Source organism: Reichenbachiella sp. 5M10 (assembly GCF_002742335.1).
Classification (GTDB): Bacteria; Bacteroidota; Bacteroidia; order Cytophagales; family Cyclobacteriaceae; genus Reichenbachiella.
This window is the reverse complement of sequence record NZ_MDGR01000007.1, coordinates 3,742,206-3,768,216: the sequence shown is the minus strand read 5'-3', so window position 1 is coordinate 3,768,216 and position 26,011 is coordinate 3,742,206. Positions and strand designations below refer to the sequence as shown.

The window sequence follows — 26,011 nt, the reverse complement described above, 5'->3', positions numbered from 1 at the left end:
AGGCCAAAAGACAATGCTGGGTCTTCTACAGGTATCGTCCCAAAACCAATAGTGCCCGTTTAGTGTCAGATAGTCTTTATTGTATCACTTCCCCTTTGATCATGAGTTGGACAGGGGCACCTACACTAGGTTGTACAGTGATACTTTTTTGGAAGCTACCGGTCTTGGCGGCATTGTAGGTCGTACGGACATGACCTTTTTCTCCAGGTTTAATTTCACCTTTGGTGTAGTCTGCGACAGTACATCCACAGGAGGCTTTGGCAGAAAGAATCAAGAGCGGTACATCTCCATCATTGACGAAATCAAAGGAAGTGGACACAGGTACTCCTTGCTTAATCTGTCCGTAGTTATGCAGGGTTTTAGCCCAGACGAAACTGTTTTCTTTTGTCATGTGAAAGGCACTGAGTGCTACGATGAGCCCAAGAGCTAGAATTACATTTTTCATGATTTTTATAGTTTGTGATTTGAAATATTTTGGATCAAAGATGTCGATCCTTGGTGTTAGGAGCTGTTAACGCAATCCTATCTATTGTTAATGGAATGTTAAAATCGCGCGATTGGGCTAGGTTTAGGGGATATAGGGCGATTTTTATAAAGAATCCATGCAATTAAGAGAGGACTTCAATGAACAGGAGAGCATTTCAGATTTTGGTAGTGATGGCAGCAATATCTATTGTAGGTACATTGGCGGTGCAGTTCTTTTGGTTGAAAAAGGCATTTGATGTCCGTAATCAGCAGTTCGATCACAATGTCAAAAGTGCATTGCTCAAAGTGACAGAGAGTTTATGTCAAATCAACCAAGAGGTATCACGCACCGACGCGATCGAGCAGGTTTCGTCCAATTATTTCATAGTCTATGTCAACAATAAGATTGCTCCAAAGACCTTGGAGTCATTGTTGAAGCGAGAATTTGTAACGAGAGCCATCCATGAGGGGTTCGAATACGGCATCTTCGACTGTAGCAATCGAGAGATGGTGTACGGCCAGTATGTTGATGTAGAGCAGTCTATGGAGGTTGCCTCTGCTTTGGGATCTTTTCCTCAGCTCCTTAAGGATCAATATTATTTCGGGGTGTATTTCCCACACAAGAGCGCAGGGTTAGTCAGTCAAATGGGGATTTGGATTTTCTCCTCATTATTGGTCTTGGTAGTGGTGATTTTTTTCGCGCTCAGTTTATTCATTATTTTTCGACAAAAAAGATTGTCTGAGATACAAAAGGATTTTATCAATAACATGACGCATGAGTTTCGCACACCTATTTCTACTATGGCGATCGCCTCGGAGGTGTTAAAGATTCCTGGGATCGTGAAGCAACCAGAGCGACTCAGTACCTACGCAGAGATTGTGCAGCGAGAGGCGTATCGATTGCAAGGTCAGGTGGATCGGGTGCTGCAAATGTCCAACGTTTCTAAGAATCAGATGCTACTGAAGAGGGAGGTATTGGACATGGAGGACCTTGTAGGTGAGCAATTGCGTAGCTATCGTGTTGCCAACGACTCGGCCAGGTTGGAGATGAGTGTTGCAGAAGATCTGCCACCTATAAATGGGGACAAGGTACATCTGACTAATGTCGTAAGCAATCTGATTGACAATGCGATCAAATACAGTGGTAGTGAACCGGTGGTGATGGTTTCACTGATGGTCTCTGTTGGTGGTTTGACTTTGGTTGTCTCAGACCAAGGGAAAGGGGTGGAGGCCAAGTATTTGAAAGCGATCTTTCGTCAGTTTTATCGCGTGCCGACGGGCAATCTACATGATGTCAAAGGTTTCGGACTGGGACTCTACTATGTCAAGATGGTCGTAGAGGCACATGGGGGCAAAGTCGAAGCGATGAGCCGAGCGGGAGAGGGAACTGAGATCATGGTAACTTTACCCATAGACAAGTCATGAACAAAAAAATACTTCTTGTAGAGGATGATCAGAGTCTGGGGTTTGTGATCAAAGATAATTTAGCCGTGCAAGGCTATCAGGTGGACTTGTGTGTAGATGGTGATGCTGGATGGGTCGCATATGAAGGAGCGACTTATGATTTATGTCTGTTGGATATCATGCTGCCCAGGAGAGATGGAATATATCTGGCAAGACAGATCAGGGCCGTGAATCCTATTATTCCGATCATTTTCTTGACGGCTAAGTCATTGCAAGACGATAAGTTGGCAGGTTTTGAGGTAGGTGCAGATGACTATATCACCAAACCTTTTTCAATCAAAGAATTGCTCTACCGGGTAGAAGTATTCATGAAGAGGAGCCAAGTGGTATTGGACAATCAGCAGCAGATCAAGGTGGGGGCTTATCATTTTGATCTCGATTCCTTCCAGTTGTCTCGTGAGAGAGAGACCAAGAAACTTACCCGGCGCGAAGCTGAAATCCTACATTACCTCTATCAGCGAGTGAATACGGTGGTGAAGCGTGATGAAGTATTGGTAGCGCTTTGGGGAGACAATGATTATTTTAAAGGACGCAGTCTTGATGTGTTTATTTCCAAGCTGAGGAAGCATCTCTCCGGTGATGAGCAGGTGGAGATTGAGAATATTCATGGAGTGGGGTTTAAACTACGTATCAAGAAAGCGTGAAATGGCTTTTCAGGGAGGAAGAATTGCTTTATGTCTCAATGTACAAATTGGGGAGTTAAATAGGGTTAACTTAACTGGCGAGAGGCTTGTTTTGTGAAAACGAGCCTATGACTATTCGATAAGTAAACTATGAAGCACGCGATTTGGTTAATGTTGGGTTTGATGTGTTGGAGTTGTGACAAGCGAAGCAAACAAGAAGAGGTGGAAATGGACGACAGAAAGAAACAACTGATAGAAGAGTTTGGGTATTATGAAGAAAAAGTATCTCCAGAAAATGAAGCCTACTACGAGGCTTACGACAAGACCTTGATGCTGTGGCAGACAGTCTATCATCAAGTCTACGTCCCGACGAGTTATGGAGAGGCACATGTAGTGGTTAGCGGCCCAAAGGATGCAGAACCCTTGGTGCTCTTGCACGGTATGAATGCCAGTTCGACAATGTGGTATCCAAATATCAAAGCACTGTCAAAGAAGTACAGAATCTACGCAATAGACTACCTACTCGAACCAGGCAAGTCTAAAGTGACTGGTAAAGTGGATGACATGGAGCAAGTGATGGATTGGTATACTCAAGTTTTTGAAGGGTTAAAATTGAAACGGTTTACTTTTGTAGGTGCTTCGAAGGGAGGGTGGTTGGCCCTCAATTATACTATGAGGCACGAAGACCGAGTGGACCGACTCCTATTGTTAAGTCCCGTACAGGCCTTCGCTTGGATCAAACCTGGGGCGGAGATGATCTCCAATATCAGCTATGCGATCTCACCAAGCAAAGATGATCTCAATCAAATGATGTCAGGCATGTCTGTCAAAGCTGATCAGATTGCAGAGGAATACAAGAACCAATACCTCGAAGGGACAAGGAGTTCAAAAGAAGATTTGTTGATAGTCAAGATGAGACCGTTTTCTGATGAGAACTTGGAGGCTGTCAGCCTACCAGTATTGTTGCTCATTGGGGATCAGGATGCTATGAACAATCCAAAAACGATTGAAAAGGCGAAGGAAGTGTTGCCACGGGTAGAGGCCGAGATCGTCAGTGATGCGGGACATTTTCTGTCGGTGGATCAGCCCGAGGTGATCAACGAGCGTATGCTTGGTTTTTTGGATCAATACCCTGTGAGTCCGATGGATGGGGAGGATTAGTGGAGGAGACTCGCAGCATACCATCTGCGGCGAGGCACACGGAGCCTGAGGAGGTAGCTTTTCTACAGATGAACAAATGCCCCTTGGATTTGAGTCAATAACCTTTTTGTCCATGAGAAGAGGTTGATTACCTTAGGGATTGAAAAAAACGTGCTGAGTTGACGATCAGCGATTATTAAAAGACAATTACTATTTTATGAAAGGTAGAAAATTACGCATGGGGATGATCGGTGGCGGCCAAGGATCCTTCATTGGTGAGGTACACCGATTGGCCGCTAATTTGGACGGGCAGATTGAGTTGGTCTGCGGAGCATTTAGCAGCAAGCCAGAGGTATCTAGGGCTTCGGGTCAGGCACTTTTCCTTCCAGAGGAGCGGTGTTACGCGACCTACGCAGAGATGATTGAAAAAGAAGCAGGCTTGCCAGATGGCGAAAGAATGGATTTCGTCTCTATCGTGACCCCAAACCATGTACATTTCGAACCGACCCAACTGGCTTTGGAGGCAGGATTTCCAGTGATACTGGACAAACCGATGTGCTTTGATTTTGACGAAGCATTGCAGATGCAGGAGATCATTGAGCGCACTAGGCTGCCTTTTGCGCTGACACATACTTACACCGGGTACCCGATGGTCAAGCAGGCCAAATCCATGGTCAAAGAGGGTGCTCTGGGCAAGATAAAAAAAATCAATGTAGAGTATCCGCAGGGTTGGCTCTCTGAAAAACTCGAAGACACAGGTGCCAAGCAGGCAGCGTGGCGTACAGATCCTAAGCGCAGTGGCAAGAGTGGTTGTTTCGGAGATATTGGTACGCATGCAGCGAACATGGCTGAGTATGTGACAGGTCTCAAAATCACCAGCGTGTTGTCTCGGTTGAAAACCGTGGTGGAAGGTCGGTTGTTAGATGATGATGCCGATGTATTGCTAGAGTTTGAGGGAGGTACCCATGGATTGTTATCTGCTTCGCAAGTATCTACCGGAGAAGAAAACGGTATAAAAATTCGTATTTATGGAGAAAAAGGCGGGTTGGAATGGAGACAAGAGGATAACAATTCACTAGCGGTCACCATGCTGGGACAGCCCAAGCAGATATTGAGGGCTGGCGGCAACAATGCTTACTTGAGTGAAATGGCTTTGGCGGCTTGTAGAGTGCCTGCAGGGCACCCCGAAGGTTACCTCGAAGCATTTGCGAATATTTACAAAAACTTTGTGCGATCGATCAGAGCGCATGCCGCGGGTCAAAGCCTTGATTTTACGATTTATGATTATCCAGGGATAGAAGATGGCGTACGCGGGATGGCGTTGATTGATGCGATGGTAGCCTCTACTGAGGGGGGCAATGTCTGGACAGATGTAGCGGTAAAATAATAATTGACAATAGAAGACAACGTAACGATGAAAACAATAAAAGGACCAGCAATATTTTTAGCGCAGTTTGCGGGAGACCAAGCACCATACAATACACTCGACAACATGTGCCAGTGGGCAGCAAGCCTAGGCTACAAAGCGGTGCAAATCCCAGCTTGGGATACACGGTTGATAGATATCAAAAAGGCTGGAGAGAGCAAGGACTATTGTGACGAACTGAAGGGTACAGCAGCCAAGTACAATTTAGATATTTCGGAAATTTCAACACATCTTCAGGGGCAGTTGGTGGCCGTACATCCAGCCTATGACAGCATGTTTGACGGGTTTGCACCCAAAGAAGTTCACGGCAATCCCAAAGCGCGTACGGCTTGGGCTATTGACCAAATGAAGTCGGCAGTATCTGCTAGTCAAAATTTAGGAATCGATGTGATGGGGACTTTTTCTGGTTCGTTGCTCTTTCATACGGTATACCCCTGGCCACAACGACCGTCGGGGTTGGTGGAGGCAGGGTTCAAAGAGCTGGCAGACAGGTGGCTGCCGATCCTTGACCATGCCAAAGACTGTGGTGTGGAGGTTTGCTACGAGATTCATCCAGGCGAAGACTTACATGATGGGGTGACTTTCGAGCGATTCCTAGCTGCTACGGGCAATCACAGCAGCGCGAAAATTTTATATGATCCGAGTCACTTTGTTCTGCAGCAGCTGGATTACTTACAGTATATCGATTTCTACCATGAGTACATTCGTATGTTTCATGTCAAGGATGCGGAGTTCAATCCGAATGGTAAATCAGGCGTATATGGCGGCTATCAAGATTGGGTAGACAGACCTGGGCGTTTCAGATCGCTGGGGGATGGACAGGTAGATTTCAGAAGCATTTTTAGCAAGTTAAGTCAGTATGGGTATGACGGATGGGCAGTACTGGAGTGGGAGTGTTGCATCAAGTCACCAGAGCAAGGGGCAGCAGAAGGCGCACCTTTCATCGCCGATCACATCATAGAAGTAACTCAAAAGACCTTTGATGACTTTGCAGGGAAAGAAACGGATGAAAAGGAACTGAGAAATATATTGGGCTTGGAGTGAGATGATGATGAGCATTACCCATATGATGGTGCTGAGTATGCTTGCTAAAAGCGGTAGGTGTAAGGGGGGTATAAATAATTGTTTTTAAGCTAGATAGTCCGGTTTATTCGTCTCCTCAATCGAATGAAAGCGTTGTATGAGATGAGATTATTTTCAGAGGAAATGGTATGAAACCAAGAATTGTTGAGATGCCTTTTTGAGGTGTACTATCATTTTTGCGTATGTTTTTTAGCCATTATTTAGCTAATATTGTCTCTTATTTTTTACTAACCAATTAACTATAGTATGAAACGTATACTGTTACTAATCTCCCTGATACCAGCTTGTTTTGCTTGTCAGGAAAAAATTGATCTAAGTGGTTCAACAGTGGCTGATGAAGCCAAAACTGTATCATTGACGCTTAGAAATGTCCCAGAAACTGAGTTGGACGAAAGGCTCATCATTTTTACTTTCACCAACGGGGTAGTTTATTCTGCCATTGAAGCCATTGCAGAAGAGGACACGACTTTTATGTTTGCTCCTCCTGAGGGAAACAAGGCTTATGATGTGATTGCTTTCATTCCTGGTGCAGATTGGCAGGATGGCGATGATACGATGACAGGAAAATATAGTCGCTTCGCAGGTTTGACAGAGAGAATGACTGACCTAGTTGCGGATGCGTGGCATGACGCCACAGGTGTGTCACCAGAAGACTTAACTTCAGATGGAGCCTTGAAAGCGGTGAAGGTTACTTTGAGTTTGCCTGCGGGGGATAATGAATATGATGCGGGTGATATTGTTTCCATTGGCGCGACAGTTACGAACAATGGGGAACCAGGAGTAACGATAGCAAGTGTGACCTACTTTATTGATGGGGTGGAAGAAATTTCCTATACGCAAAAGCCATATACATGGAATTATAATACCAAAGACTTGGGGCCAGGGAAGTATTCGATTTCTGTCATTGCGACAAACTCTGAAGGACATTCGGATGAAGACATAGGAGAGATTGTGATCAATGATGATTTGAACGATGGACCTGATGTGGATATCACTTCACCTACCGCTTTGTCGTCATGGACACATGGCAACTTCTACAATGTCAATGCGAATATTACGGATTCTGACCTTGCGAGTGTGGAGTATAAAATCAACGGGAGTACTGTTGCTACCTATTCAAAGGATGATATCGATGACGGCTTGCATACTACGTACCGTTGGAATACAGCTGACAATAGTGCGGGCTTAAACACCATAGAAGTAATCGCTACGGATGAGGCAGGAGCGACAAGAAGTGATGTGATCAATGTGAATTTAGATGTGCCTTCTAACTATACTCCAAAAGGAGAAATAGCCAATCCTGTCAGTAACGAGGAATTTGATGAAGGAGAAGTGATTAGCTTTATGATCAATATCAGTGATGTTGAGAATGAAATCGATAGTGTTGTATATACTTCTAATGCAACAAGGTACAAGCTAACAAGCGCACCCTATACCTACTCTGGTTTTAATACGGCAGGTTTGAGCATGTATCAGTCTGTATCAGCCCAGATCTACTACAACGAAGGGAATGGAAGCCAAGTCACCAGTACAGGTTCCACAAGTTTTGTTGTCAATCCTGCTCCCTAAACCATATATCAACCGAATAAAACACAGAAATTATGAAATTAAGAATAGTATTTATATGCCTGCTTGTGGCAGCTGCTAATTCTATGGCAGTGGCTCAACTGATGGAAAGAGAAAATGTTGACGCAAAAATCTACGCTGGTACCCGTCCAGAGGCTGGAGATTTCGGATTCACTTTGGCTGCTGGATATGCAGAGATTAAGGAGATGGCAGACGAGGATACGGATTATAGAGGTTTCCCACTGATGAATTTCAACTACTATGTCTCTAACAATTTGGAGGCGGTGATTGGTATTCAAGTATATAATCTTTCAGAGAAGTTTAACGGAGAACTGTTGGATGCTGTAGGGTTAGAAATCGACACAGAAAAGGAAAGTAACTTCCGGGTGACTCCTGGTGTCAATTATCACTTTGCTCCTTCCAATTTTCTTGACACCTACTTAGGTGTGAGCGCTATCGTCGGGACAGAGAAAAACGAAGTGGTGACTGCAGATAGGACCAGTTTGACAGGAGATTATGCAAGCGAGCATTTTTCTAAGAGCACTTTCGTGACCGGGTTTGATTTTCGTTTTGGTGTAAGGACATTCATTGCGGACTTGCCTTTTGCGTTGGGTGCTGAATTTGGTATCAATGGCGTCAATCATTCAAACTTGCAATACGAGACGACTACAGAGTCCTCTATTGGAGGTGTCACGACTAAGCAGACTTTCTATACGAAAGAAGCAGATGCAGCTGCGGCGAAGTACAAGTCGCTGGAGTATAAGAAATTTGAGATGGGGTCAAATGTTAGACTTGTGCTTACTTACTACTTTAGAAAATAAATAGAATGATTATGAAAAGAATTTTATTCCCTGCCATAGTTGTTCTAGCGGTTGTTGTGTCTTCATGTAGTCAGTTCAGAATTGTGTCTGAACGAGAAACCATGTCTCTAAGCCCAAATTACGTAAGATTGGACTTGAAACTCGATGATTTCGAGTATATGGGAAAGTCTGAAATTTCCGTGGTTTCACGGAAATATTTGGGAGTGTTCAAGAAGATAGATTCTGTCAACAACGAGGCATATAACTTTAGAGATGTCAAGGTGGTGAATCTATCTGGATTGTCCAATATCAAATTGAAAACCGAAATGCGTAAGGCAGCTTACAAGGTTTTAGATGATTATCCTGACGCCAGTTTTTATGTAGTAGGTAGTGATTATACCAAAGTGCATAAGCTGTTTTTAGGATCGAGACATTTGAGGTCTATGGAGATACATGCCTACAAGTATAAAAATCAATAAGTAACCATATGAAGAGTAAGTTGGGGTTGGTTGTAGGAATCGTTGGTGTTTTGACACTATGGTTTTCTTGCGAAGAAGTGGGAAAGGACGATCCAATATTAGTGTTTTTAGAGCCTAGTGAAGCGAGCTTGGAGGTCAATTCCAATGAGTTTGTTCAAATCAGCTTAGAGGCTTACTCGAGCAATGGTGTATTAACCGAAATGGTCATCGATCAGACCGATGACTATTTCGGTTTTGTTAATTTAGTAGACTCAATAATCAGTTCGGAGAAGCTCAATTATCAGCTCAATTATAGAGTGCCAGAGTATCCTGACTCTACCGTGGTTCTACTTACTTTCACTGTAAGTGATGACCAAAAGAATACGGCAAGAATTGCCAAAACTATTCAAGTAAACCGGACTGCAACATTTATCAAAGCATCCTCAGGTCATACGATGTACTCTGCGCAGTCCGAGGATCCAAGTGCGTTCAGTTTGATGGAGCTCTCTCCAAAATACTTAGCTGATAGTTTAGATGCACAGTTGGATTTTGTAGAGTTGACTTCAGATGTGACTCCAGATGTCCTGTCTTATGACTGGGGTAGTCGTTCTGGGATCAGTTTTGTGAAGTTCAATGATTTTAACTATCCTGCAGCCACTTCTATCAGTATTCGCAATGCCTATCAAGGAGGAACGAAACGTTCCATGATTACCAATATTGAGGACTCTGATGTTTATTTATTTGGTCGAGAGGGAGTCGCCTTCGGTGCACTACAAATGGTCGCCATCGTGGATGCTGAGGGCGCCTTGAATGACAAGTATGTTTTTAACTTGAAATTGATATCTGGTGTTGATTTGGAACAAGACGCCGATATGTCAGGCGAAGTGGTTGAATAAAAGCATGATTAGAGTTGCTTGACAGCTCTGATTTTCTTTTTACTGGTTTTGTTGAAATCGTACCTCCCGCCACTGCTAAAGCTAATTCCCCAAGCATTGCTGTAGCTGCTTTCAGAAGAACTCCAGTAACTGCTGTTTTCAAAATTGCCTAAGCCATTTTTCTTGAGGTTTTGATACATGGCTTTCAGCAATGTTTGATTGGGCAAGCTCCAGCCTAATGTCCCGTCAACGGGTCGATTAGCTACCTTTTTTGCGTTTTCCCAGTCCAAGCCTATTCCTCTGTTTTGGTCTTGTTTGGCGGCTATCCAGACCTTGTTGTCCTCCCTGTCTATTTCAAAGATGATTCCTTCTTTGTATTCCAGTCCGATAAAGTCAGAAGTGACTAGCCCGGCTTGAAGCAAGGCGTTGGGCGTATATCCATTTTCTAACAAAACTAACGGGCTTGTGCCTTTTTCAATCAGCTCGGGTAGTGACAGGTTGCTGTCAAGGTTTCGCTCTGTGTGAGCGATTAGAGTTGTGCTAGGTGTCGTGCTCGCAGAGAGGGTAGGGCTGGGGCTGACTGAGAGGCTTTCGTTGAAATAGAACTTCCCTGTTAGCTGAGACCACTCTTGAGGGCTTTGAGTGTTTCCACTTATTTTCCTGACTTTGTTTCTAGTTTCAATGAATACATCTTCAATTCGCTGATTGACATGCATTTCTTCTACGAGTACTTTGGTATATAGCCCATTGTTGCCATCGCCATCGGCTGCTGTGGCCCCTTCACTCGTGGCATAAGCGATGATGGTTCCGCTTGGGGCCGATACGGCTTTGAAGCCTCTACTTGAGCCTCTTGACCAAGTCTTGAAGGGGTCGTTTCGACAAGCATCGAGGATGACAATGTTGGTGTTGTTTTGATGGGCTTCAAATTGACCAACGATTCGGTTGAGGTCGATGGCTTCAAATTGTGCTCCTATTTTGTCGTCTATTTTTGCATCAATCGGGATGAGATAATTGGTCCCATCCACTTGCACACCATGCCCTGCATAATAAAATAGGGCCACATCATATTGGTTTAGTTGCTTGCTGAACTCATATATCGCTCGTTCCATTTTTGACTTGTCAGCATCTGTATGGATGATCACCTCAAAGTGTAAGCCTTCTAAGGTTGAGGCCATCAATTTTGCGTCGTTGACAGGGTTTTTAAGCGTCCCACTGTTTGTATAAGCAGCATTTCCTATGACAAGAGCCAATCTACGGTCTTGAGCGATGAGTTGGGTGCTGAAGAATAGAAGTATGAATAGGGTACGTTTCATGTTTTCTAGGTTGTGTATCACAGTAAAATTACACATTTATTACGTTGTAGACAGGGCTTAATTGTGCTTTGAAGATGTTTTTGTGGGCTCAATGGAGATGGGCGATAGGTTCTGCTTAAGAAAACTCAAGTGGTCAAGCGTGCTCTAAATATTTTAGGAGAGAGTCTGAGAACTTGGGGATGAGAGTCAATATTAGATATGGGGCATTGGGTATTCATTGTTCCACTTATTTAGACATTAGCGCATAGATTCATAAGGGGCTGTTGTTTTATGAAAAACAGTAACGAATATCGAATAATGAATCTTGAACAACGAAGTGATCTGCTGTCTGTCTCTCCCTCCAGAAATACGAAGTGTTCCAGAAGTAGGAGAGATCTGTTGTGAGACCCAGGTGTCTATAGTCCTAAAAAGAAAAAGCCTGAGTAAATATTACTCAGGCTTTGTGACCTCCTCAGGATTCAAACCTGAAACCTCCTGAGCCGTAATCAGGTGCTCTATTCAGTTGAGCTAGGAGGCCATTTCCTTTTTTCGAGGTGCAAATATACTTGCTCTCGCAAAAACAACCTTTATTCTGTGATAAATTTTATCACTAAAGTTAAGATTGCCAATGATCCGTAGTACTGCAGGACCATTATTCTATTTTGTTTGTCCATCCACCATAGTACGATCCATGGTTTATACAACAACCCTACCGCTAATGTACATAGTGAGAGGTAGAAGAGAAAGCTCGCCAAGTGGTGGATCGCTTCCATATATGGTCTTAGAGCGAACGTTTTACTTCTCTTTGCTCGTATCCTTCGATTACATCACCGATTTTGATGTCATTGAATCCTTTGATGCTGATACCGCATTCGTAGCTGTATTTCACTTCTTGTACATCGTCTTTGAATCGTTTCAACTGCCCGATTTCCCCTTCGTAGGTTACAATACCATCTCTGATGAGGCGGATATGGTTGGCACGCTTGACGTACCCGTCTGTGACATAACAACCAGCTACAGTACCGACTTTCGATATTTTGAAGACTTCTCTTACCTCGATGTTACCTGTGATGATTTCTTCAACGGTTGGAGCCAATAGACCTTCCATAGCGTCTTTCACATCATTGATTGCATCGTAAATGATAGAGTATAGTCTGATTTCGATTTCATCCTTCTCAGCGATCTTTTTCGCACCACCTGATGGTCTCACTTGGAAACCAATGATGACTGCATCAGAGGCCGTTGCTAAGAGTACATCAGACTCAGAGATTTGTCCGACTCCTTTGTGGATGATATTGACTTGTACTTCACTCGTTGATAGTTTCAACAACGAATCAGACAATGCTTCCACAGATCCGTCCACGTCACCTTTGACAATTACGTTGAGCTCTTTGAATGAGCCAATGGCCAATCGACGACCAATTTCATCCAGCGTGATGTGCTTTTTGGTACGAATGCTTTGTTCTCGGACGATTTGTTCACGTTTGGTAGCAATTTCGCGTGCTTCACGGTCACTGTCCATTACGTTGAATTTATCACCTGCTTGGGCTGCACCATCCAACCCGAGCATTTGCAGAGGAGTAGATGGTCCTGCTTTGTGTAGTTTCTTGCCTGTGTGGTCAAACATGGCTTTGACCTTCCCGAAGAATGACCCTGCCAATACCACATCTCCTACGGTTAGAGTACCTGATTGTACCATCATGGTAGTGACATAGCCACGCCCTTTGTCCAAGGTCGCTTCAATCACTGAACCAATCGCCTTTTTGTTAGGGTTGGCAGTCAGTTCGAGTACTTCTGCTTCGAGCAATACTTTTTCAAGTAGGTCTTCGATACCTTGGCCTGTTTTGGCTGAGATCTCTTGACACTGGTATTTTCCACCCCAGTCTTCCACCAAAATGTTGTTTTGTGAAAGCGCTTCTTTGATTTTATCAGGGTTAGCCTGTGGTTTATCCACTTTGTTGATCGCAATAATGATCGGTACACCGGCTACCTGTGCGTGATTGATGGCCTCTTTGGTTTGTGGCATGACGTCATCGTCAGCTGCCACTACGATGATGACAATGTCCGTGATCTTCGCACCCCTCGCTCTCATCGCGGTAAAGGCCTCGTGACCTGGTGTGTCAAGGAAAGCAATGCGCTTGCCTGATGAAGTTTGTACGTCGTATGCTCCGATGTGCTGCGTGATACCTCCAGCTTCGCCTTCGGTGACACTTGCATCTCGAATGTAATCGAGGAGTGAGGTTTTACCGTGATCTACGTGTCCCATGATCGTGACGATTGGAGCACGTTCTATCAACGTATCTTCACTGTCTTCTTCTTCTACGATATCTACTTCTTCATCGTGAGTAGTGAACTCGACATTGAAGCCAAACTCATCCGCAATGATGGTGATGGACTCGGCATCCAATCTTTGGTTGATCGATACGAACATCCCCAATGACATGCAGGTAGAGATGATTTCATTGACAGATATTCCGAGCAAACTAGCCAAGTCATTGGCAGAGATAAACTCGGTTACTTTTAGTGTTTTTGAGTCTTCTTGCTCTTGGATGAGCCTTTCTTCGTTGGCCTCCGCTACAGCATTTCTCTTGTCTTTTCTATACTTTGATCGGCTGACATTTGAGTTGGTTTTTCCTCCGCTGAGTTTTGCCAAGGTCGCCTTGATCTTGTCTTGGATTTCTTTGTCAGTGAGTTCTTCTTTGACTACCTTTTTTCTAGGGTCTTTGTTGAACTTTCCTCCACCAGTTCTAGGACCATTGCCACGTTGTTGTCCTCCTGGTCCTCCGCCACCTTGTGGTTTGGGTCTGCTGATACGTTTTCTTGGGCGTTTTTTATCGTCTTTGTTCGTGTCAGACGAAGCGACAGGTTTGTCTGACTTCTTTTTGGTAGCAGGGAGCTCGATTTTTCCCAGTACTTTCAAGCCACGCAACGAATCTGCTTTAGCCTCGATTGTTTTTGACTCTTCTTTCTTCTCTTCTGGTTTTGCAGGGGTTTCTGCTTTAGGTGCTGGCGCAGCTGTTTTTTCCTCTACCTTTTTGTCTTCTTGCTTAGGCTCTGGCGTCTCTTCTTTCTTGGCTTCAGCTTTGACTTCCGGTTTTGGTTCTTCTTTTTTCTCTGGAGCTTTTTCTTCTGGCTTTGCTTCAGCTTTGACAGGCTCAGCAACAGGGGCAGGAGTTTCTTCCTTCTTAGGCTCCTCTTTTTTCGGCTTTTTGCCGTCTAGATCTATTTTTCCGATGACTTTAAACCCTTGGAGTTTGTTGCCTTCTGCTTTGATAGACTCTTCTTTTTTGGCTTCTTCTTTGGGTTCCTCTTTAGCAGGAGCTGTTTCCGAAGCCTTGGTGTTGTCTGTGATGAGAATTTCTTCTTCTCTTGGTTTTTCTGGAGCAGGAGGAGTAGCTGATTCAGCTTTGATCACTACATTGTCGCTTGTCTTCGTGCCGATCGTGAGGCCAGAAGCCTCTTCTTTTTCATGCGCAGAGTTGGCGTACTCCTTGGATAGTATACCGTATTGTTCAGACGATATCTTCGTGTTAGGGCTGCGTTCTATTTCGTAACCTTTTTCTGTCAAGAATTCCACGACAGTGTCTATGCCAACGTTTAGTTTACGAGCCACTTGATTGAGACGAATCATTTTACCTTCTGCCATATGCTAATTTACTATCCTTCTTTACTTAATCCTTAATTATTGTTCAAATTCCTGCTTTAGGATGTCAAGTACAGCTTGTATGGTTTCCTCTTCCAAATCTGTTCTTCTTTGAAGTTCTTCGATGCTCAAATTTAAAACACTCTTCGCAGTGTCCAAACCGATCTTTCTTAGTTCTTCGAGTACCCAATCTTCGATTTCATCTGAGAATTCGTTCAAGGCGACATCTTCGTCTTCTTGACCATCCAATTCTCTGAATACATCGATCTCCATATCTACCAGTCTGCTTGCCAATTTGATGTTTTGACCGCCTTTACCAATAGCCAATGACACTTGGTCTGGTTTGAGATATACAGAAACTCTCTTACTTTCTTCTTCTATCTTGATGCTTGTGATTTTGGCAGGGCTCAGAGCTCTGGCAATATACAAGTCCAAATTTTCCGTATAGTTGATTACATCGATGTTTTCGTTTTGCAATTCTCTCACTATACTGTGGATTCGAGATCCTTTCATACCGACGCATGCTCCTACAGGATCGATGCGGTCATCGTATGACTCGACAGCTACTTTTGCTCTTTCTCCTGGTTCTCTGACGACTTTTTTGATGGTAATCAAGCCATCGTACACTTCTGGGACTTCACTTTCGAAAAGTCTCTCTAGGAAGGTAGGAGAAATTCTAGACAAGATGATTCTAGGGTTGCCATTGTTGATCTCTACGCGATCGACTATAGCTCGTACCGAATCCCCTTTTCTGTATCTGTCTTTGTTGATTTGCTCTGATTTTGGGACGGTCAATTCATTGCCTTCGCCATCTATCAAGAGTACTTCTCTGCCCAGCACTTGGTATACTTCGCCTACGATGATTTCGCCTACGAGATCCTTGTACTTCTGAAACAGAATATCTTTTTCCAAGTCTTTGACCTTTTGGATCAAAGTCTGACGAGCCGTCATGACCATTCGTCTACCAAAATCGATCAGTTTCACCTCTTCGGCTACTTCCTCACCTATTTCGAAATCAGGCTCTATTTTCTTTGCCTCACTCAAGCTGATCTTGTCATGGTCCCAGATGTCTTCAGAGTTGTCATCTACGATTTCTCTAAATCTCCAGATCTCAAGGTCACCTTTATCCGCATTGATGATAATGTCAAAGTTATCATCATATTCAAACTTCTTTCGGATCATCGTTTTGAATACATCTTCCAGTATTCTGATCATCGTTGGTCTGTCGACGTTTTTGCTTTTCGCAAAATCCGAAAATGATTCTATTAGTACAGAACTATCCATTTTGTTATTTGAATGAAACTAGAACAATAGTTTTACTTATATCACTAAAATTGATAACCCTCTTTTCAGTGAGTTTCTTTTTTTTGTCTGTGATCACATTTAGCTCGATCGTATCGTCGGTGACGGACAGGAGTTCCCCCTCTTCTTGAGATTGATCGTTTAGCGTCACTTTGACCGATTTGCCAATGTTTTTCTTGTATTGGCGAAGCAGTTTCAGTGGGTGGTCCAACCCAGGGGAAGAAACTTCCAAGGTCAACGGATCCTGCAATTCCAACTCTTCGTCTAATCGACGCGAAATGGCTCTGCTCACCTCGACGCACTTATCTATCGGCACACCTTGATCACCGTCCAATAGAACGATTACTTTGCTGACTGCTGCGTTTCCCTTTTTGATGATGTCTACCAAAAACAGGTCTTCTTGATCAGCAATGCACTCCAAGGTCCAAGACTCAATATGTTTAACTACTTCGTTCAATTAATTTTTTACATAAAAACAGAGGGGACTTGTGCCCCCTCATTCCTTGAAAACGATATTTCGATGCAAAAATAGCTTATTTATCTGTGATACCAAATAATTATGAGGATATTGAATACGTAGCAACCTGCCTGATACAGGTGTGAGACTGTGGGATTGGTCCATGTGGCACCATTGTGTAGGTGTGATGGCAAGATGAGAACGGTACAATCTCCTTGGGTCGAGTAAAGGTGTAATCTAGAAGATGATTTTAGGATTCGCTTGCGAATGCCTAGATTATGGTATGATAAGTGCTTTGAGTGTGTGTCGCAAAGATAGAATGCAATGAAGGAAATTAGAACAGAGATATTGATCGCAGCGCCTATCGAGGTGTTGTGGAGAGTTTTTATAGACTTTGAGTCTTACAGCGATTGGAATTCGATCATGACGGTGTCCGGCGAATTGGCAGTGGGGCACCGGCTGAAGCTTACGGTCAACCTCAATGGAAAGGTGTCTTCTTTCAGGCCGAAGTTGACCGTGATTGAGGATCAACGACAGGTAGAATGGGTAGGGAATTTAGGTCACCGGAGAATTTTTTCGGGCAATCATTATTTTCATTTCTTGCCCGAAGGAGAAGGGCAAACTCGATTCGTGCATGGTGAGCGGTTTTCGGGTGTGTTTAGCAGGGGGATTCTCAAGAAAGTCATGGACCCTACGGAAGAGGCCTTCCATAAGTTCAATGCTTCGCTCAAGGAATATGCCGAGGATTTGGTGATCTAGGTAGTGCAGGACGCAACAGTTGTATAGTATGCGTGCAGCATAAATACGTAGTTCTCTTTTATTTCGGGTGTTTTGGCTGTATTATTGGAAACTAAGCAGCTAAGATTATGAAGACATACGCCCAAGTATTGCTCATTGCTATTCCCTTTTTTATTTTTTTTCTTCTTATCGAAGGCCTATACGGTTGGTTGGTCAAAAAACAGACTTTTCGAAGTTTTGATACCATTTCGAGTCTAAGTTCTGGAGTGACCAACCTCCTCAAAAGCCTATTGGGCTTGACCCTGGTCATCATCAGTTATACATGGATGGAAGAGCATTTGGCCTTGGTACATATTCGTGCTACATGGCTGGTGTATCTGATTAGTTTTGTTCTGATTGATTTGGCGGGGTATATCAAGCACTATCTGTCCCATCATGTCAATTATTTTTGGAACGAGCACGTGATACATCACAGCAGTGAGGAGTTTAACTTGGCCTGTGCTTTGCGCCAACCCATTGCAGAGATTTTTGCAATCAGTGCTTTTCTGTTGATACCTGCTGCACTCCTTGGGATGCCACCTAAGGTGATTGCTACCATTGCACCGATTCACTTGTTTTTGCAGTTTTGGTACCACACCCGCCATATTCCTAAACTCGGCTTTGTAGAGTATCTGATCGTGACGCCCTCACAGCATCGGGTACATCATGCAATCAACCCACCCTATTTGGACAAAAATCTAGGACAGATTTTTCCATGGTGGGACCGGATGTTTGGGACATTTCAAGAAGAGTTGGATGAGGAACCTTGTGTATATGGAGTCAAGAGGCCCGTTCAGACTTGGAACCCTGCTTTGATCAATTTTCAACATTTGTGGATGTTGGTACAAGATGCTTGGCGTACTTCGGATTGGAAAGCAAAATTCACAATTTGGTTCAAGCCCACAGGGTGGAGGCCAGCGGATGTGGCGCGACGGTATCCGGTTCAAGTCATAGATAGGCCTGAGGACCTGGTGAAGTATGATACGGAGGCTCCTTGGTCGCTACACCTATGGGCTTGGTGGCAGATGATCATGAGTTTGGGAATGCTGTTTTACATGTTGTATGCTTTTGAAGAGATCGGTGCACCAGGGATATTTTGGTATGCTGCTATTCTTTTTGTACATATCTATGCTTACACGACCTTGATGGACGGGGATCGCTGGGCCCTACTGTTCGAGTCCATCAAATGTCTTGCGGGTCTTGCATTGATCCGGTTCACAGGAGATTGGTTTGGCCTCAACGAACGATTCGCATATGCCTCTTGGGCTATGGGGGTATACTTTGTCATTTCTTGGCTTGTCGTTTTGTATTTCACACCTAGTAGGCCAAAAGACGAGTAAGGGGAAGGTCCTCACCTGCGCAGATTTGTCTTCGGATTGACGAGAAATCTTGATTTGTCCGACAGAATTGAACGATCCTTTCTAACTTGTGGGCGATAAAGATTGTGATATGAATATGCAAAAAATAGCCTTTATTACCGGGGCAAGCTCGGGTATCGGTGAAGCCATCTCTAGGTCATTGGCTGGAGAGTATTCCTTAATATTGTGCGGAAGAAGACAAGAGCGGTTGGATCGCTTGAAATTAGAGTTGGAAGGAAAGAGCGACGTGCTCACATTGACATTTGATGTGGGAGACCATGCGCAAGTGTTGGAGGCGGTTGCGTCTTTGCCAACTTCTTGGCGTGACATAGATGTCTTGGTCAACAACGCGGGAAACGCCCACGGAAGAGCGCCGCTACATCAAGGAGATGTTTCGGATTGGGACGCGATGATTGATTCCAACTTGAGAGGCTTGCTATATGTGACGAGGGCGATTTTGCCACGGATGGTTGAGCGCAAAACAGGTGACGTCATCAACATATCGTCGATCGCTGGCAAAGAAGCGTATGAAAATGGGAATGTCTACTGTGCGACCAAGTTTGGTGTGGATGCCATCACCAAGAGCATGCGTCAAGAACTCGTCGAGCACAACATTCGCGTAATGTCTGTCAATCCAGGGTTGGTACATACAGAGTTTTCGAATGTGCGCTTCAAGGGAGATGAAGACAAAGCAGCGTCGGTCTACCAAGGGATGCTGCCGCTGCTCGCTGTGGATATTGCAGAGGTAGTAAGGTTTGCTCTGAGTCGGCCCGCCCATGTCAACTTGGCCGATACGACAGTGCTCGCCAGAGCACAAGCTAGCGCCACCAAAGTGCACAAAACCCTATAAGAGATGATGAATTGGAAGAATTTGATGTCAGCCGAGAGAATCGGTGAAGTCAAACGAATGCATGCACATCCTGCTGGGAATCTACGGAGTGAGTTTGAGGCCGATTATGACCGGATCATTTTTAGTCGCCCGTTTCGCAATTTGCAGGACAAGACGCAGGTGTTTCCTTTACCAGACCAAGATTTTGTACACACCCGATTGACACATAGTTTGGAAGTATCTAGTGTGGGGCGCTCTTTGGGCAAGAATGCGGGAGCCAGTATTCTCAGCAAGTACAAGGACATAGAGGGACTGACTCCAAGTGATTTTGGGGCGGTAGTCGGAGCAGCTGCTCTGGCCCATGATGTAGGGAATCCTCCGTTTGGCCATTCTGGCGAAACGGCCATCTCGGACTTCTTTGCGCACCACCCTGTAGCCAAGATGCTGCAAGAGGAAGTCTCCAAAGAACAATGGGCGGATTTGACGGATTTTGAAGGCAATGCACAGGGGTTTCGTCTTTTGACAAGAAACCAACGGCAGGGATTGAAATTGACCAAAGCGACCCTAGCGGCCTTTACGAAGTATCCATGCTATTCGGCTTTTGCCGAAAGGGACAAGAAAAAGAAGAGCCAAAAGAAGTACGGTTATTTTCAAAGTGAGCAAAGCATTTTTGCGGAGATGGCCGATAGTCTGGGCTTGATCCAGCGCCATACTGGCGTATGGTCACGACACCCTTTGGCTTTTTTGGTCGAAGCAGCGGATGATATTTGCTACAGTATCATCGATTTGGAAGATGGTTTTGGCCTAGGCTTGGTGTCGTTTGAGCAGACTCGTGATTTTTTGGCAGCCATACTCAAAGACAAGTACATGCCCGAGAAGTTGGAGCAGATCCCAAGTGACAAAGAAAAAATAGGGGTATTGCGAGCAGTAGCCATTCAAGTGTTGATCGAAGAGAGTACGGCCGTTTTTCTCACCCACGAGGAAGCCATGTTGGCAGGGGGATTTGACCAGGCGATTACAGACTTGGTCCCTTCGGCTCCTGTACTCGAAGAGATCGGTGTCTTTTCGGTGGAGCACTTGTATCAGAGTAGACAGGTTTTGGAAAAGGAAGCCGCAGGGTTCGAGGTGATCGATGGTTTGCTGGATGCATTTGTACTTGCGGTGCATGCCAAGTACTACCAAAACAAGGCGTATACAGGCAGGCACAAGAGTGTGTTTCGTTTGTTGCCTCCTGATGTGGTCTACAAGTTGGATCATGAATCGACAAGTTTGTACGAGTCGATTCTGTTGATTACCGATTACATATCAGGAATGACGGACAGTTCAGCGATCAAGCTGTTCCGAATTTTGAAAGGAATTAGTATAAATTAGCGTTTTAGAGCAGATAATCAACCGAGGAAATGAATCAGAACTGGCAACGTTTTACCTATCCATCCTTAGAAGATCTCAAACAGGCCAAGGAGCAGAGTCACCAAGCCATACAGAATGTAGCAGCTGTGGGGCGCTCCTTTCTGGAAGAAAGTCCCAATGACGAGCATGCCAACCTAGAATGGGACACCAAACTCCAGCGCTTGGTGGGAAGATGGGTGCAGGCGGATGTCACTTTTCGGTCGTCGATCAGTATTTATGATTTCAAGGTTTATCTCGTGGACGAGGCTTTTCGGACCATATCCTCCATAGCCATGGAAGGTGCCACGCAGACAGACGTCATGGTGTGGTTGGAGCAGCAGTTGGGAGAACTAGGCGCAGATTTCTCGAAGATCAATCTGGACTATCCCTATGACTTGCCAGAGTATTTTTCTACATCACGTGCTACTTTTGGGATCGCCAACTCCCAAGCGAGTCGTGAGTTGAGTAGATTGTATCACAATACCTTGCTGATGCTTGAGGAAGTACTGAGCAAAGAGGAGAAGACGACACCCATCAAGTGCTGGCCGCATCACTTTGATATCGCGGGATCGATCATACGGTTGGATACTGGAGATCCAGAGACTTCCAAACAGATCGGCGTGGGGATGTCTCCTGGCGATGAGCATTACGATGAGCCGTATTTTTATGTCGCACCGTGGCCTTACCCTGTCAAGGACCTGCCTGATATCTCCGATACACGTGGACACTGGCACAAGAACAATTGGATCGGAGCAGTATTGCCTTACTCTCAATTGGTCGAATTGGATTTGATTCAAGATCAGATTCGTGTGATTAAAACGTTTTATGAAACGGCCATTCATGGCCTCAAAAACTTGTAGTGGGAGAAGCTATTGCTTCACCAAATGATTGTATCCGTCAAAACCGTATCCTGTGATCAAATACTCTGTCATCGTACCTGTATACAACCGCCCTTCGGAGATGAAGGAACTGCTAGACAGTCTCGCCGTGCAGGCTAGAGCAGATATCGAGGTGGTGATTGTCGAAGACGGGTCGACGGAGCGCTCCGAGCATTTGTTGAGAGACTATACCTTCCAGATTCAGTATTTCTACAAATCAAATACCGGCCCTGGTGATAGCCGAAATTTCGGTATGGAGAAAGCGACGGGGCAGTATTTGCTTTTTTTTGATTCGGACTGTTTGCTGCCGGAGGATTATTTTGCGCAGCTCGACGCAGGCATCATGGAGCACCAGCCTGACGCCTTTGGGGGGCCAGACGCAGCACATGAGTCATTTTCGGACGTCCAAAAAGCCATCAACTATGCCATGACCTCTTTCTTCACTACTGGGGGGATACGAGGGGGGCACAAACAACTCGATAAGTACCAGCCGCGCAGCTTCAACATGGGCATGACACGCCAAGTATACCAACGAGTGGGTGGTTTTTCGGACATACACCCAGGAGAGGATCCCGATTTGAGTTTTCGAATCATGGCCGAGGGCTTCAAGGTTTGTTTGTTGGCGAAGGCCAAAGTATACCACAAGCGTCGGATTGATTTTTCCAAGTTTACCAAGCAGGTCTATAAGTTTGGAGTCGTGCGGGTGATTCTCAATCGCTGGTATCCACATACTCAAAAGCTCGTGTACTTTTTGCCGTCGCTGTTTCTGCTGGGAGTGCTGGGCTGTGTCTTGATGGGCTTGCTGCTGACTCCCTGGTTTTTTGGCTTGCTACTGATGTATGGAGGCATGCTCTGGGGAGATGCTCTCCTCAAGGGCAATACGCTCAAGGTTTCCTTTTTGGCCGTACCTGCGGCATGTATTCAACTGTTGGCTTATGGCTTTGGCTTTCTCAAGTCAACATGGAAGCTGACTGTCAGAGGGCTAGACGAGCGCCAAGCCTTTCCTTCCTTCTTTTTCAAGAAAAACTAAGGTGCTCTTGGCCGTTGGCCTGTAAGGAGTCTGGGGACAGTGGTTTTGGTGGCACACAGAAAAAACCCTGACCGGTGAGTCAGGGTTTAGTAGCACTTGTCCTACCGTCTATAGGATAAGCTATGAGAAAAAGAATCTTTAGGCTATGGCTTTCAGGATGTAGGGCTCTTTCATCGCTGTGTTGAGTTCCCGAGCGATTTGTTGGGCGAGTGCCTTTTCGCTTGTCGCAAACTCCATGAGCAAGGGCAGGCTCTGTGGAGTGTCACAGGATGCCTGCAGGGACTTGTACTCCTCGGCACTGCCCTCTCGGTAGGTGGCTGTGGTGGGATTGTACCAGATGAAATGCCTGCTCTTGGCCTTGTGAGGTATCCATGCGGACAAATGTGCCCAAGTGGTGCCGATGATTTCGGGTAGAGGGTGGAAACGATGGGTTATCATTTTTGGGAAGGTGTTTGGGTTGGAATAGGGGTTTCGTCAATTTCTATATGGCGTATGTTGAGTTGCTTGAGTATCTTCTGCGTCAGGTGCTGTGAGTAATGGTCGAACTTCATCAAGACGGACACTGCTTGAGGATCCCGGGCGTTGTTGCTTGCTCGGAGATAGTCCTCGGATTCTCCATAGCCATATGCTTGTATTTCTGAATTGTACCAAATGAGTTTCATCATGTTGTTGGGTTTTGAATCCTAATCAAAACAACAACATTACGATGAGACGATCCTGCCAAAATACTTCAGCAGGCTGCCAAGGCAGGATTTTGAATAAATATGGCAGAATTATGAAGGGTTAATCTTCGTTGAAGTTGATGGTGTCTACGACATACTCATCATTGACGACTTTGAGCAGAAGAACGACCCGGTAATTTTTGGAACGACTGGTGTAGAGTCCGATGTTGTATTTGAGTCCTTCGGGGGATTTGCCTTTGTGGATGTACTCAAAGCTCGTCGGAGGGTTTTGTTTGAAGAAGTCACGGAGCATGGGCTCTGCTTGCGCTTTGCTGTAGTTGGCCCCTACATCGTTGATTTTGACCTCTGTCACTTGGTTGAAATACTTGATGAGCTCTTTGGCACTACCCGCATTGAATGCTTGCTCCACATAGTCTGTAGTGCTTTGGGCCTGTCCCATGTGGGATAAAAAGACCAACGTGAGTACTGCTATGAAATGTTTTGCCATGAGATACTTCATGCAGCTAATATAGTGCCAGAGGAGTGAAATCACTAAAAGTTGGGAGTGAAAAGGAGAAGAGTGAGGTTGGACCAAACCCACGGTAGCCAAAAGGAGTAACCTGCGACCGAGATGAAGCGGACGATCGCAGGTCAGCGGTTCTATACGGCGACTAGTGTTTTGCCTTCCATCTTAGGGACGACTTGGTACTCGTCGATACGCAGGCAAAAGGCGATATCCTCCTTGATATTGAGGCGATTGAGCCGTTTGGCGTGAGAGGAGTTTTCGACCGTCTCTGTCAGATTGTCCTTGATGCTTTCCCAATATTTGAGGGTCACGTGCGGAGTGTCACAGCCTAGATGGTGGGAGTGTTTTAGTTTTTCTACCAGTGCCCCAGCATAGAGTGTGTCCTCCATGTTGGTTTTACCTTTCCAACCGGCGCAGTGTATGATCACGTCTTTTTGCTGCTGCTGGATGTAGTCTGCCACACTTGATAGGTTCAAAAATGATCCCACCAGTACTTCGTCTGCAGCACGTGACTTTTCGATGGCCACTGTGCCGTTGGTCGTGGTGATCACAATCGAGCTGCCTTGGATGCACTCATCCATGTAACTAAACGGAGAATTGTCGAGAGGAAAGCCTTCTACCTGTTCTCCTCCTCGCTCTGCGGCACAGAGGTAGGCTTCTTTGTTGAGGTATTTCTTCGCTTCTTCGAGCTGTTCGACAGGGATGATTGCTTTGGCACCATGTGCCAAAGCGGTCGTCATGACCGAGGTGGCTCTCAAAATGTCCACTACGACTACTATTTTGCCCTCTAAATCATACAGGTCTATCAATTTGGGTGATAGACATACATCAATACTATTCAATTTCATTACCCTTTATAAAGTGGAAGCTTCGTGACCTTGGCTTTTAATGTTTTGTTTCTGACTTGGATGAAAATTTCACTGTCTGGCAAATGGTTGCCAAAGCGGACATAGCCCATGCCAATACCCACGTTCATGGAGGGAGACATGGTACCCGATGTGACTTTTCCGATGGGTTGGTTTCGGGCATCTAGGATTTCATAGCCTCCTCTTGGGATGCCTTTTTCTTCCATGATGAAGCCCACGAGTTTTTGGGTGACGCCTGCTTCTTTTTGTTGGAGGAGTGCCTCGCTGTTGGTGAAGCTTTTGGTGAACTTGGTGATCCAGCCAAGCCCTGCTTCTAGTGGTGAGGTGGTGTCGTCTATGTCATTGCCATAGAGGCAATAGCCCATTTCGAGTCGTAGAGTGTCTCTGGCTCCCAGGCCGATGGGTTTGATATCAAATGTTTCGCCTGCTTCGAATACAGCCTTCCAGAGTTTTTCGGCATGTTCGTTTTTGACGTATAGCTCAAAGCCTCCCGCTCCGGTGTATCCAGTAGCGGAGATGATGACCTCATCTACGCCTCCTATACTGCCTTCGGTGAAATGATAAAACTTGATAGCAGAGAGGTCTACCGTGGTGATCTTTTGGAGGGTGTCGATGGCTTTTGGGCCTTGGACAGCAAACAGGGAGTAGTCATCCGATACGTTGGTCATCGGTATGTTGTCACTGTTGTATTGGCTGATCCAGTTCCAGTCTTTGTCGATGTTGGATGCATTGACTACTAGGAAGTATTTTTCGGCGCTCATGCGGTAGACGATGAGGTCATCGACGATCCCTCCGTCTTCGTTGGGCAGGCAGGAGTACTGGGCTTGTCCATCGACAATTTTGGAGGCATCATTGCTGGTCACTCGTTGGATCAGATCCAAGGCTTGTGGGCCTTCGAGGAGAAACTCCCCCATGTGTGAGACGTCAAATACACCGACACCTTGCCTGACGCAGAGGTGTTCTTCTTTGTCCGAACTGTATCGTACGGGCATGTTGAACCCCGCAAAGGGTACCATTTTCCCTCCAAGGGAAATATGCAAGTCATTTAGGGCTATGTTCTTGTCACTCATGTTTGTTCAATTTTAGGGGGCAAATCTAATGG

The 26,011-nt window shown here is 45.2% G+C and carries 25 protein-coding genes and 1 tRNA gene; 15 read left to right on the top strand and 11 right to left on the bottom strand.

The window, feature by feature from the left end; all coding sequences use genetic code 11:
* Window positions 1–76: 76 nt before the first annotated feature.
* On the bottom strand, window positions 77–445 hold the full coding sequence (locus BFP72_RS15200; RefSeq protein ID WP_099599952.1) for a DUF1573 domain-containing protein: 369 nt from the start codon (window positions 443–445) through the stop codon (window positions 77–79).
* 179 nt (window positions 446–624) lie between these two features.
* Here BFP72_RS15200 and BFP72_RS15195 point away from each other — a divergent pair, with 179 nt between their 5' ends.
* From BFP72_RS15195 to BFP72_RS15155, 9 genes are all read left to right on the top strand, one after another.
* Complete coding sequence (locus BFP72_RS15195) at window positions 625–1,890, top strand: sensor histidine kinase KdpD (protein WP_099599951.1); 1,266 nt, start codon at window positions 625–627, stop codon at window positions 1,888–1,890.
* The gene (locus BFP72_RS15190) at window positions 1,887–2,573 is read left to right on the top strand and encodes a response regulator transcription factor (protein ID WP_099599950.1); all 687 of its coding nucleotides are present in this window, start codon (window positions 1,887–1,889) and stop codon (window positions 2,571–2,573) included. Before BFP72_RS15195 ends, BFP72_RS15190 begins: the two co-directional genes overlap by 4 nt.
* Before the next feature lie 162 nt (window positions 2,574–2,735).
* The gene (locus BFP72_RS15185; protein WP_158233429.1) at window positions 2,736–3,713 is read left to right on the top strand and encodes an alpha/beta fold hydrolase; all 978 of its coding nucleotides are present in this window, start codon (window positions 2,736–2,738) and stop codon (window positions 3,711–3,713) included.
* Window positions 3,714–3,909: 196 nt separating this feature from the next.
* The gene (locus tag BFP72_RS15180; protein ID WP_099599948.1) at window positions 3,910–5,079 is read left to right on the top strand and encodes a Gfo/Idh/MocA family protein; all 1,170 of its coding nucleotides are present in this window, start codon (window positions 3,910–3,912) and stop codon (window positions 5,077–5,079) included.
* A gap of 27 nt (window positions 5,080–5,106) precedes the next feature.
* Window positions 5,107–6,162: a sugar phosphate isomerase/epimerase gene (locus BFP72_RS15175; RefSeq protein ID WP_099599947.1), complete on the top strand. Its 1,056-nt coding sequence runs from the start codon at window positions 5,107–5,109 to the stop codon at window positions 6,160–6,162.
* 285 nt (window positions 6,163–6,447) lie between these two features.
* Window positions 6,448–7,770 (top strand): Ig-like domain-containing protein, encoded by a 1,323-nt coding sequence (locus tag BFP72_RS15170; RefSeq protein ID WP_143520095.1) that lies wholly within the window; start codon window positions 6,448–6,450, stop codon window positions 7,768–7,770.
* A gap of 32 nt (window positions 7,771–7,802) precedes the next feature.
* The gene (locus tag BFP72_RS15165) at window positions 7,803–8,588 is read left to right on the top strand and encodes a hypothetical protein (protein ID WP_143520094.1); all 786 of its coding nucleotides are present in this window, start codon (window positions 7,803–7,805) and stop codon (window positions 8,586–8,588) included.
* A gap of 11 nt (window positions 8,589–8,599) precedes the next feature.
* Complete coding sequence (locus tag BFP72_RS15160) at window positions 8,600–9,046, top strand: hypothetical protein (RefSeq protein WP_143520093.1); 447 nt, start codon at window positions 8,600–8,602, stop codon at window positions 9,044–9,046.
* A gap of 8 nt (window positions 9,047–9,054) precedes the next feature.
* Window positions 9,055–9,921 (top strand): hypothetical protein, encoded by an 867-nt coding sequence (locus BFP72_RS15155; RefSeq protein WP_099599943.1) that lies wholly within the window; start codon window positions 9,055–9,057, stop codon window positions 9,919–9,921.
* 8 nt (window positions 9,922–9,929) lie between these two features.
* Here BFP72_RS15155 and BFP72_RS15150 read toward each other — a convergent pair whose 3' ends face one another.
* From BFP72_RS15150 to rimP, 5 genes are all read right to left on the bottom strand, one after another.
* Window positions 9,930–11,213 (bottom strand): caspase family protein, encoded by a 1,284-nt coding sequence (locus BFP72_RS15150; RefSeq protein ID WP_158233428.1) that lies wholly within the window; start codon window positions 11,211–11,213, stop codon window positions 9,930–9,932.
* A gap of 443 nt (window positions 11,214–11,656) precedes the next feature.
* Window positions 11,657–11,730 (bottom strand) — tRNA-Arg (locus BFP72_RS15145).
* 243 nt (window positions 11,731–11,973) lie between these two features.
* Window positions 11,974–14,838, bottom strand: a complete 2,865-nt coding sequence (gene infB / locus BFP72_RS15135; RefSeq protein WP_099599940.1) for a translation initiation factor IF-2 — start codon at window positions 14,836–14,838, stop codon at window positions 11,974–11,976.
* A gap of 36 nt (window positions 14,839–14,874) precedes the next feature.
* A complete protein-coding gene (gene nusA, locus BFP72_RS15130) occupies window positions 14,875–16,119 on the bottom strand; it encodes a transcription termination factor NusA (protein WP_099599939.1) in 1,245 nt (414 codons plus the stop codon).
* Window positions 16,120–16,123: 4 nt separating this feature from the next.
* A complete protein-coding gene (rimP, locus tag BFP72_RS15125; protein ID WP_099599938.1) occupies window positions 16,124–16,594 on the bottom strand; it encodes a ribosome maturation factor RimP in 471 nt (156 codons plus the stop codon).
* Between the two features lie 324 nt (window positions 16,595–16,918).
* Here rimP and BFP72_RS15120 point away from each other — a divergent pair, with 324 nt between their 5' ends.
* The 6 genes from BFP72_RS15120 (at window position 16,919) to BFP72_RS15095 (ending at window position 22,855) form a co-directional block, all read left to right on the top strand.
* The gene (locus BFP72_RS15120; RefSeq protein ID WP_099599937.1) at window positions 16,919–17,353 is read left to right on the top strand and encodes an SRPBCC domain-containing protein; all 435 of its coding nucleotides are present in this window, start codon (window positions 16,919–16,921) and stop codon (window positions 17,351–17,353) included.
* Between the two features lie 107 nt (window positions 17,354–17,460).
* Entirely contained in the window at window positions 17,461–18,711 is a 1,251-nt protein-coding gene (locus tag BFP72_RS15115) for a sterol desaturase family protein (protein ID WP_099599936.1), read from the top strand.
* A gap of 109 nt (window positions 18,712–18,820) precedes the next feature.
* On the top strand, window positions 18,821–19,579 hold the full coding sequence (locus BFP72_RS15110; protein ID WP_369824132.1) for an SDR family NAD(P)-dependent oxidoreductase: 759 nt from the start codon (window positions 18,821–18,823) through the stop codon (window positions 19,577–19,579).
* A gap of 3 nt (window positions 19,580–19,582) precedes the next feature.
* Entirely contained in the window at window positions 19,583–20,929 is a 1,347-nt protein-coding gene (locus BFP72_RS15105) for a deoxyguanosinetriphosphate triphosphohydrolase (protein ID WP_369824131.1), read from the top strand.
* Between the two features lie 29 nt (window positions 20,930–20,958).
* Complete coding sequence (locus BFP72_RS15100; RefSeq protein ID WP_099599934.1) at window positions 20,959–21,807, top strand: hypothetical protein; 849 nt, start codon at window positions 20,959–20,961, stop codon at window positions 21,805–21,807.
* 52 nt (window positions 21,808–21,859) lie between these two features.
* Complete coding sequence (locus BFP72_RS15095) at window positions 21,860–22,855, top strand: glycosyltransferase family 2 protein (protein ID WP_255397229.1); 996 nt, start codon at window positions 21,860–21,862, stop codon at window positions 22,853–22,855.
* Between the two features lie 138 nt (window positions 22,856–22,993).
* Here BFP72_RS15095 and BFP72_RS15090 read toward each other — a convergent pair whose 3' ends face one another.
* From BFP72_RS15090 to gcvT, 5 genes are all read right to left on the bottom strand, one after another.
* Window positions 22,994–23,293 (bottom strand): hypothetical protein, encoded by a 300-nt coding sequence (locus BFP72_RS15090; protein WP_099599933.1) that lies wholly within the window; start codon window positions 23,291–23,293, stop codon window positions 22,994–22,996.
* Entirely contained in the window at window positions 23,290–23,520 is a 231-nt protein-coding gene (locus tag BFP72_RS15085; RefSeq protein ID WP_143520092.1) for a hypothetical protein, read from the bottom strand. Before BFP72_RS15085 ends, BFP72_RS15090 begins: the two co-directional genes overlap by 4 nt.
* Window positions 23,521–23,638: 118 nt before the next feature.
* Complete coding sequence (locus BFP72_RS15080; RefSeq protein WP_221406528.1) at window positions 23,639–24,025, bottom strand: DUF4783 domain-containing protein; 387 nt, start codon at window positions 24,023–24,025, stop codon at window positions 23,639–23,641.
* Window positions 24,026–24,177: 152 nt separating this feature from the next.
* Window positions 24,178–24,891, bottom strand: coding sequence for a 2-phosphosulfolactate phosphatase (locus BFP72_RS15075; RefSeq protein WP_369824130.1), 714 nt, complete (start codon window positions 24,889–24,891; stop codon window positions 24,178–24,180).
* On the bottom strand, window positions 24,891–25,979 hold the full coding sequence (gene gcvT / locus BFP72_RS15070; RefSeq protein WP_099599930.1) for a glycine cleavage system aminomethyltransferase GcvT: 1,089 nt from the start codon (window positions 25,977–25,979) through the stop codon (window positions 24,891–24,893). Before gcvT ends, BFP72_RS15075 begins: the two co-directional genes overlap by 1 nt.
* Window positions 25,980–26,011: the final 32 nt, after the last annotated feature.